The organism is Stenotrophomonas sp. FW305-C-20-S1 (genome assembly GCF_058783335.1).
Map to the genome: position 1 here is coordinate 47193 of NZ_JBYTEK010000030.1, position 8743 is coordinate 55935.

Consider the following 8743-nt stretch of genomic DNA (forward strand, 5'->3'; position numbering starts at 1 on the left):
ATGACTGCGCCAGCGCTGGCCATGCTGCCCGATCGCTCGCTGACGGTCGCCCGCATGCCTCACCCCGAACGCTCCCACAACGCTGCCATCGATGGCCTGCGTGCACTGGCCGTGCTGGCCGTCATCGTCTTCCATGCGAACGCGGCGTGGCTGCCCGGTGGTTTCACCGGGGTGGACCTGTTCTTCGTGGTCTCCGGCTTCGTGATCAGCCAATCGCTGGCTGCGCGTGCAGGCATGCCACTGGGCGCGCTGCTGCTCGATTTCTACCGGCGTCGCGTGCTGCGCCTGTTGCCGGCGCTGCTGGTGATGCTGATGGCCACCTTCGTGCTGTCGGCGCTGTTCATTCCCCGCGCCTGGCGCAACGAGCAGTTCGACCAGACCGGCTGGGCGGCGCTGGTGGGTTTCAGCAACGTGGTACTGGCCGGCCAGCAGGATGACTACTTCTCGCCCGGCGCCGAACTCAATCCGTTCCTGCACACCTGGACGCTGGGCGTGGAGGAGCAGTTCTACCTGGTGTTCCCGCTGCTGTTCTTCGTCTGGTTGCGCGGCCGCGACCGCTGGCCGTGGTCGCGTGTGCTGTTGCCGGCGCTCACGGTGCTGTCGCTGGCGTGGGCGGCCTGGCAGGCGCAGACGGACCCGGCGTCGGCGTTCTACCTGCTGCCGTCGCGGTTCTGGGAACTGGCGGCCGGTGCGCTGTTGTACCAGTGGATGAGCACGCGCGGTCCCGGCAAGCGCGGGGATGCGCTCGCACTGTCCGGCCTGGCCCTGCTGCTGGCGGGCGTACTTGTCGCGCCGCAACTGGCGATGCCGGTGCCGGGTGTGCTGGCCACGGTGGTCGGCACCCTGTTGCTGTTGGCGGCGGTAGCCGGGCATGGCCAATCGCGGGTCGGCCGCGCCCTGGGCTGGGCACCGCTGTCGTACCTGGGGCGCCTGTCGTATTCGCTGTACCTGTGGCATTGGCCACTGCTGGTGCTGCTGCGCTGGACCTACGGGCTGCAGGGCGCTGCGCTGTGGCTGTATCCGGTGCTGCTGCTGGCCGTGTCGGCCGCTTCCTATCATTACATTGAACGTCCGCTGCGCAGCGCCCGGCCGCTGTTGCGGCTGGCGCCGGCGAAGGTGCTGGCGATGGCGCTGCCGGTGGTGGCGCTGTGCGGCGCCGGTGCCTGGGCGACGGTGGAGTACCACGAGCAGATCTCGCTCAGCGTCACCCGTGATGGCTACGCATGGCAGGCGCGTCGCTACCCGGCGTGGCGACCGCTGGAGCCGGTGGGCGCACCGGCGCTTGAAGGGCGACGCCTGTTTGTTGTGGGCGACTCGCATGCGGCGGCCTACCGCACGATGACCAGCATGGTCGCGCGACAGACCGGGATGGAGATCCGCCAGGAGGATCGTGGCGGCTGCAGCTTCGTCAATCTGCTGCGTGCCAGCCCGGCCGACTGCCAGGACTTCATCGAGGACAGCCTGTCGGCCATTGAACGCGACGCGCGCCCGGGTGACATCGTGTTGCTGGCGGCGCTGCGCATGCCGGAGCTGCGTGGGTTCGATTGGCAGCAACAGGACGCACAGCAGATTTATCGGCAGTTGCTGGCCGAACGCACGCCCGCGCATGCGCAGGCGGCACATGATGAAGCCGAGCGTGTGCTGGGCCGCCTGCAGCGGTTGGGCGTGCACGTGGTCATCGATGCACCGCTGCCGCTGTTCAAGGCCGGGGCCTACCGCTGCTCGGACTGGTTCAACCGTAGAAATCCGGCGTGCGCCGGTGGCCTGAGCATGTCGCGCGCGGATCTGCAGAGGCTGCGTGCGCCGCAGATGGCACTGCTGGCCGAGCTGGCCGCGCGTTACCCGTCATTGACCGTGTGGGATCCGCTGCCGCTGCTGTGCGGGCCGGATACCTGCTCGGCGGTGCAGGACGGTGAACCGCTGTTCTTCGACAACGATCACCTGAGCGGCCATGGCAACCGCGTGCTGTTGCCCAGCTTCCGGCAGACGCTGATCGATATTGCGGGCGACAATCCACTGTAGCGCCGGGCCCGCGCTTGGCTGCTCTCCGTTCCGCTCGCGCAAGCCCGCGCGGAACGCGGCGAGCCGAGCATGGCTCGGCTCTACCGCCCTCCGCGGCCTATGCCGGCGGCAGCACCTTGCCCGGGTTGAGGATGCCATCCGGATCCAGCGCGGCCTTGATCGCGCGCATCGCCGCCAGCGTTTCCGCGGTGAACGCCTTCGCCATGAAATCACGCTTGGCCAGGCCGATGCCGTGTTCGCCCGACAGCGTGCCACCCAGCGCCAGCGTCAGTTCGAAGATCTTCGGCAGCGCGGCATGCGCGCGTGCGTTCTCCTCGGCATCGTCCGGGTGGTACAGGATGTTGACGTGCAGGTTGCCGTTGCCGGCATGGCCGAAGGTGACGATGGTCAGCGAATAGTCGCGGGCCAGTACCTGCACGCCGGCTACCAGATCGGGGATGCGCGATACCGGTACCACCACGTCTTCGTTGATCTTGCCCGGGGCGACGCTGCGCAGCGCCGGTGACAAGGCCTTGCGTGCGGCCCACAGCTGGTCGCGCGCGCGGCCTTCCATTGCCACGTCCAGTGCGATCATGCCGTCACCTTCGGCGGCGGTCGCCAATGCCTGCAGCAGGTAGGGCAGGGTGTCGTGGTCGCCATCGGCCTCGACCAGCAGCATCGCGCCTGCGTCGGGTACGTCGGCACCGTTGAGGCGCAGCAGCTCCAGGCTGCGTGCGTCCATGAATTCCAAGCGCGTGGGAACGACCGGCTGCGACATCAGCCGCGAGACGGCAGAGGCGGCCGCGTCGGCATCGCGGTACAGCACACGCAGCCCGGCCTGGCTGACCGGCAGCGGGGTCAGCTTCAGCGTGGCCTCGACGATCAGCGCCAGCGTGCCTTCGCTGCCCACCAGCAGATGGGTCAGGTCGTAGCCGGTGGCGTCCTTGGTGTAGGCGCCGCCACAGCGGATCACCTCGCCGGTACCTGTCACTGCTACCAGGCCCAGCACGTTGTCGCGGCTGGTGCCGTACTTCACCGCGCGCGGACCACCGGCATTGCAGGCGAGGTTGCCGCCGATGCTGCAGATCTCGGCGCTGGACGGGTCCGGTGCCCAGAACAGGCCGTGCGGTGCCAGTGCCTGCTGCAGCGTTCCGTTGAGTACGCCCGGCTGCACCACGGCGCAGCGGTCACCGGCGCGGATCTCGAGGATGCGATCCATGCGGGTGAACGACAGCACGATGCTGCCGGGCACTGGCACGGCGGCGCCGGTGGTGCCGGTGCCCGCACCGCGCGCGACCAGGGCCACGCCATGCGCGCGGCAGGCACGCACCAGCGCCTGCACCTGTTCGATGTCGGCCGGCAGTGCCACCGCAGCCGGGCGCTGGTGGCGCCACGAGTTGTCCTGTGCGTTCGCCTCCAGTGCGCCGTCATCCATGCGCCAGCCGTCGCTGCCCAGCAGGGCGGACAGTTCGGCAACCAATGCGGAGGGCAGGGCAGTACTCATGACAGATCTCGTGGGGCAGCAGGGGCGGGGTGAATCAGTTTCCAGGCGATGACAGCGCCGGCCAGCGGCAGCCACACCCAGCGCAGTTCCGACAGCAGGGTGGCCAGGCCGCGCGCGCTGAAGAACTGCGGCGCGAACGGCGACACGCGGATCGGCCGCCAGGGTGCGAAGAAGCGGTGTTCGCTCCAGGGCCAGGCCAGCGCGACGCCAAGGCCGCCGGAGGTCAACGCATCCAGCAGCGGATGGCTGGCGGCGCAGACGAACACAAACGCCGCCGCTTGTACGGTAGATGCCGAGGTTGGCTTTGCCGTGGTAGGTGCCAACCTTGGTTGGCACAGCACCGCCAACCAAGGTTGGCGACTACCGGAGCTGAGCGGCGCCGACCCAGGTCGGCGGCTACCAAAGAGCGCCAACACCGCCGCCAACGCCGCCAGCACGCAGGCGAACAGCAACGAGTGGCTGGCCCCGCGATGGCCGAACGCATCGGCGTAGGGAATGTGCAGGGCAAACGCGAGTACATCGGCGTCGGGCAGCATCGCCGCGATCACGCCCGCGCACAGCAGGCGCGGCGGAATGCGGCCGCGATCAGCAGCGCACCACAACGCCAGTGGCACCGCCGCGTGGGTGATGATCGACGGCATCAGTCACGCACCGTGGTAGTGCCGGCCAGGCTGCGCTCTGGTAGGTGCCAACCTTGGTTGGCACAGGAGCGCCGACCAAGGTCGGCCTCTACCAGAGCGGACGGTAGCCATCAGCAATCATCCAACCGGAACGCATCGCGCAGCCAGTGCAGCTGCGGTGGTTCGCCCGTAGCTTCAACCACGTCGAAGCGGCAGGGCGCGTTGGCCACGGCGGGGTGTTCCTGCAGGTACAGCTGTGCCGCGTGGATCAGGCGCCGGCATTTGCGCGGATCGACCGAGGCCGCGCCGCCACCGAAGTCCTGTCGCGCGCGGTAGCGCACTTCCACGAACACCACGGTGCCGGCGTCATCCATCACCAGGTCCAGTTCACCACCGCGATAACGCACGTTGCGTGCGCGCGGCCGCAACCCGGCCTGCTGCAGATGCTGCTCGGCGGCGGCTTCCACCGCCGAGCCACGTTGCAGGTGCTCAGCGACCACCGGCGATCGGCATCGGCCGGCCACCGCTGAAGGTCGACCATGCCGGCTGGCGCAGGATGTTGCCGTTGCTGTCCAGGTACAGCGTGCCGGTGGCGCCGTCCAGGCCGCCTTCGGTGGCCAGCTTGTCCAGGTAGGCGCTGATCTTCCACGCATCGGCGCCGAAGGCGAACAGGCGGCTGGCGGCGCCGCGCGCGCTGGGCAGGGTCTGCGCGACCTGGGCAGCGGACGGCACGCCGGACACGCTGCGCACGTTCCAGGCTTCGTTCGGGTAGATGATGCCGTCCAGCGCCACGTCTTCTTCGACCTTGCCACTGCCGGTGGTCAGCTGCGAGGTACCCACGCGGGTGGCACCACCGGCACCGGCCAGCGCCAGCTGCGGGGCCAGCAGGCGGGCCTGCGGTGCACGTACGGCCAGGAACACGGCATCGACCGCGCCGGCGTTGCGCACCTGCGCGCTGACATCCCCCACCGTTTCGCTGATGGCGATGGTGGCGGCGACGCTGCCGCCGCGCTGGGCAAAGCGCTGGGCGAAGGCGGCTGCGGCGCGACGGCCGGTGTCGTCGCTGCTGTTGATCACCAGCGCCTTGCTGCGCTCGCGGCCACGCATGTATTCGGCGGCGACGATGCCGTCGTCTTCCGGTGCCAGCGAGAAACCGGCGCTGCCAGCGGGCGGTGCATCCTTGCCGCGGTTCAGGCCGAGCACCGGTACCGGCAGCTGCTGGCGGCCGTACACGGCATCCACCTCGTCGCGGCCGAGCGGACCGACCACGAAGTCGGCGCCGGACGCCACGGCCTTGTCATACGCGGCCAGCGCACCGGCCGGGGTACCGGCGGTGTCGAAGAAGTTCACCTCCGGACGACGGCGGGTTTCACCGTAGTAGGCGCTGAGCAGGCCATCGCGCACCGGTTGTGCGGCGGTGGCCAGGCGACCACTGAGCGGCAGCAGCACGGCCAGCTTGGCCGGCGGGCGGTAGCCATCGCTCATCGCCGGCGGGCGCTTGCTGGTGTCGAACTGGGCAGCGCCATCGCGATCGAACGGGCGCGGCAGCGGCAGGCCACGGGCGATCAGCGCACGGCCTGCAAAGTTGTACAGCGGGTCATTGGCCGGCAAGGCGGCGGCGCGGCTGCGCAGGGTGGCATCGTCGAGGGTGCCGAGCAGGCCGGAGATGGCGGCCTGGTTCTCGCTGCGCGCGGTGCCGGTCAGGCCTGCATGCGCACGGGCGCGTTCGGTGGCGGCGCCAAAGGCATCGCCGGTGGCCTGCAGGGCACTGGCGCGGGCCAGTGACCAGCGCGTGCGCAGGCTCGGGTGCACGTTGTCGGCATGATCCTTCAGCAGGGCCAGTGCCTGCGCCGGCTGCTTGTCGGCCAGCGCCAGCTCGGCGCTGGCCAGCTGGTAACGCTGCAGGCTGGCGCCGGTCAGCTGGCGGGCGGTCACCTGGCCCAGCAGGCTGCGCGCGCGCGCGCTGTCGCCGGCCAGGTGCCAGGCCCAGGCCGCATCGGCCAGTGCGTTGCTGCGGGCGCCGCCACGCAGGGTCGCGGCCAGCGCTTCCAGTTGCAGGGCGGCGTCGCGCGGCTTGCCTTGTTCAATCAGCGCCAGCGCCTGGCTCTGGGCCGGCGATTCGGGCGTGCTGACGAGGCTGGTGGTGGCACAACCGGCCAGCAGCATCAACGACAGCGACAGGGCAGAGATGCGTGCGGCGGGCTTGTTCATGATCGGGTCCATGCGATGAGGGCAGCGGCCTTGGCCAGGTACACGCTAGGATTCTACCCTTGCCCCGTGAGTACCGCTGAAATGAGTGTCCCAACCCTGTATGTCGTCGCCACGCCGATCGGCAACCTGGCCGATCTGAGCCCGCGCGCGCAGGAGGTATTGCGTTCGGTGGCGGCCATCTGCGCCGAGGACACCCGCCGCAGTGGCCAGCTGCTGTCCCATTTCGGCATCCAGCAGCCGCTGGTGGCCCTGCACGAACACAACGAAGAGGCCCTGGCCCAGCGCCTGGTGGCGCGGCTGCAGGCGGGCGAGTCGCTGGCGCTGGTCAGCGATGCCGGCACCCCGCTGGTCAGCGATCCGGGCTTCCGGCTGGTGCGTGCCGCGCGTGCTGCCGGCATCAAGGTCAGCCCGATTCCCGGCGCCTGCGCGGCCATCGCTGCGCTGAGCGTGGCCGGCCTGCCCAGCGACCGCTTCAGTTTCGAGGGATTCCTGCCGGCCAAGGCCAGCGGCCGCCGCGACCGCCTGCAGGGGCTGGCCGGCGAAGTGCGCACGATGGTGTTCTACGAATCCTCGCACCGCATCACCGAGTCGTTGGCCGACATGGCGGCGATCTTTGGCGGCGAGCGCCCGGCCGTGCTCGCGCGCGAGCTGACCAAGCTGTTCGAGACCGTGCTGGATGGCGACCTGGCCGGGTTGCTGGCGCAGGTGGAAGCCGATGACAACCAGCGCAAGGGCGAGTTCGTGGTGATGGTGCAGGGCGCCGGTGACGATGCCGAGGCGCAGCTGGCACATGGCCGGCACGTCTACGCCAAGCTGAGCGAGCACCTGCCACCGTCGACCGCGGCCAAGCTGGCGGCCGAGTTGACCGGCGCACCGCGCAAGGCGTTGTACGGCAGTTGAGTGGGTGAAGGAGATCCACGCCATGCGTGGATGAAAACACCCCGGAATGCAGTAGATCCACGCCATGCGTGGATGAAGTGGCCCTGGACAAGGATGAGGACGATGTCGGCAAAAGGACTTTCACTGGTGTTGGCTCTGGTCGTTTCCGCCCACGCGTGGGCGGGCGAGGAGATCGATCCATCGGATCTGGGGCGTGGCTTCACCGGCTATGAGCTGTTCGATCCTGGCCTGGTGCAGTTGCGGCAGGGCCCGTATGTGGAAGGCAACCACGCGATCGTCATCTACACCGCCGCACGGGAGGCCGTGGACCTGGCCGAGGGCTGCCCGCAGGTGGACCCCGCTGCGCGCGAAGCGATCGAGCAGGCCTACCAGCAGATGGCGGCCAGCCAGCACCGGTATGTAAGTGCGCGCCAGTGGACGCGGCTGCGCGAGGCGCTGCACGGCAGCTACAAGCAGCCGCCGCTGCGTGGCGTGCTGGAATGTGGCGCGTTTGCCATGCAGGCCCCGCATTTCGATGAACGTATGGCGGGGCGCCTGCTCGCCCACACCGAGATGTCGCGCTCGGCCAACGGTGCCGTCGATGATCGCGCCGACGCGTTGCGGCCCGTGCTGGGGTTGGGGATGGCGGGAGGGACGCTGGTCAATCACGTGCTCAACGGCAGCAACGCCGAGCGGGCCGGCCTGAAGGCAAATGACGAGGTGCTGTCGGTGCAGGGCACCGCCGTGGCGACGACCTACGGCATCGAACAGGTCCTTCGCGCGTACGCGCCCGGGGATCGCATCCAGCTGAAGGTGCGCCGCACGGTGCTGGATCTGGCAACCGGCGCCTCGTCGCAGGAGCTGGATATCGCGCTGGTGCTCCAATCGCGGGCGGCGCTGCTGGCGCGTTGAGCCTGCAGGTGCGGTGTGCAGCCACGCGTGGCGTGGCTCTACTGCTGGGGCAGATGAACCGCACGCCGCAATCAAACCGGCAGGGCGGGCCCGCGTACGCTAGAATGCGCGCGGCGGAGTCGGCCAGACAGTCGCGTCATCCCTTCGGGGGTGCCGAGGAAAGTCCGGGCTCCATAGGGCAAGGTGCCAGGTAACGCCTGGGCGGCGCAAGCCGACGGAAAGTGCAACAGAAAGATACCGCCTACGTCTTCTTCGGAAGGCCGGTAAGGGTGAAATGGTGCGGTAAGAGCGCACCGCGAGTCTGGCAACAGACCGGTACGGCAAACCCCACCTGGAGCAAGACCAAATAGGGATCCATTGGCGCGGCCCGCGTTGGATCCGGGTAGGTTGCTTGAGCGTTGCGGCGACGTAACGCCTAGAGGAATGACTGTCCACGACAGAACCCGGCTTATCGGCCGGCTCCGCCCCTTCATTCCATCCACGTCCATCCGCGCATGGCGTGGATCTACCTATCGCCCTCCACGCAGGGTGTGTGGACCTGGTAGTGGGGGGGGGGGGGGGGGGGGGGGGGGGGGGGGGGGGGGGGGGGGGGGGGGGGGGGGGGGGGGGGGGGGGG

The 8743-nt window shown here is 69.3% G+C and carries 7 protein-coding genes and 1 other RNA gene; 4 read left to right on the forward strand and 4 right to left on the reverse strand.

All coding sequences use genetic code 11. From position 1 onward, the window contains the following. A complete protein-coding gene (locus tag AC3WTC_RS15425; protein ID WP_492711842.1) occupies nucleotides 1-2022 on the forward strand; it encodes an acyltransferase family protein in 2022 nt (673 codons plus the stop codon). A gap of 97 nt (nucleotides 2023-2119) precedes the next feature. Here the strand turns inward: AC3WTC_RS15425 and AC3WTC_RS15430 are convergent, their stop codons facing one another. The 4 genes from AC3WTC_RS15430 to AC3WTC_RS15445 all read right to left on the reverse strand — a co-directional run bounded on the left by AC3WTC_RS15430 (nucleotide 2120) and on the right by AC3WTC_RS15445 (nucleotide 6336). Continuing rightward, nucleotides 2120-3505, reverse strand: a complete 1386-nt coding sequence (locus AC3WTC_RS15430) for an FAD-binding oxidoreductase (RefSeq protein WP_492711844.1) — start codon at nucleotides 3503-3505, stop codon at nucleotides 2120-2122. Further along, nucleotides 3502-4146: a metal-dependent hydrolase gene (locus AC3WTC_RS15435; protein ID WP_492711846.1), complete on the reverse strand. Its 645-nt coding sequence runs from the start codon at nucleotides 4144-4146 to the stop codon at nucleotides 3502-3504. Before AC3WTC_RS15435 ends, AC3WTC_RS15430 begins: the two co-directional genes overlap by 4 nt. 110 nt (nucleotides 4147-4256) lie before the next feature. Continuing rightward, complete coding sequence (locus AC3WTC_RS15440; RefSeq protein ID WP_025876611.1) at nucleotides 4257-4625, reverse strand: YraN family protein; 369 nt, start codon at nucleotides 4623-4625, stop codon at nucleotides 4257-4259. Then, nucleotides 4615-6336, reverse strand: a complete 1722-nt coding sequence (locus tag AC3WTC_RS15445; RefSeq protein WP_032974902.1) for a penicillin-binding protein activator — start codon at nucleotides 6334-6336, stop codon at nucleotides 4615-4617. The genes AC3WTC_RS15440 and AC3WTC_RS15445 overlap by 11 nt, the downstream gene beginning before the upstream one ends. Nucleotides 6337-6417: 81 nt before the next feature. Between AC3WTC_RS15445 and rsmI the strand changes: the two genes are divergently transcribed. From rsmI to rnpB, 3 genes are all read left to right on the forward strand, one after another. Continuing rightward, complete coding sequence (gene rsmI, locus AC3WTC_RS15450; protein ID WP_025876607.1) at nucleotides 6418-7236, forward strand: 16S rRNA (cytidine(1402)-2'-O)-methyltransferase; 819 nt, start codon at nucleotides 6418-6420, stop codon at nucleotides 7234-7236. Nucleotides 7237-7338: 102 nt separating this feature from the next. Then, the gene (locus AC3WTC_RS15455; protein ID WP_032974904.1) at nucleotides 7339-8127 is read left to right on the forward strand and encodes a PDZ domain-containing protein; all 789 of its coding nucleotides are present in this window, start codon (nucleotides 7339-7341) and stop codon (nucleotides 8125-8127) included. A 115-nt stretch (nucleotides 8128-8242) separates the two neighbouring features. Next, nucleotides 8243-8594, forward strand: an RNA gene (rnpB, locus tag AC3WTC_RS15460) — RNase P RNA component class A. Nucleotides 8595-8743: the final 149 nt, after the last annotated feature.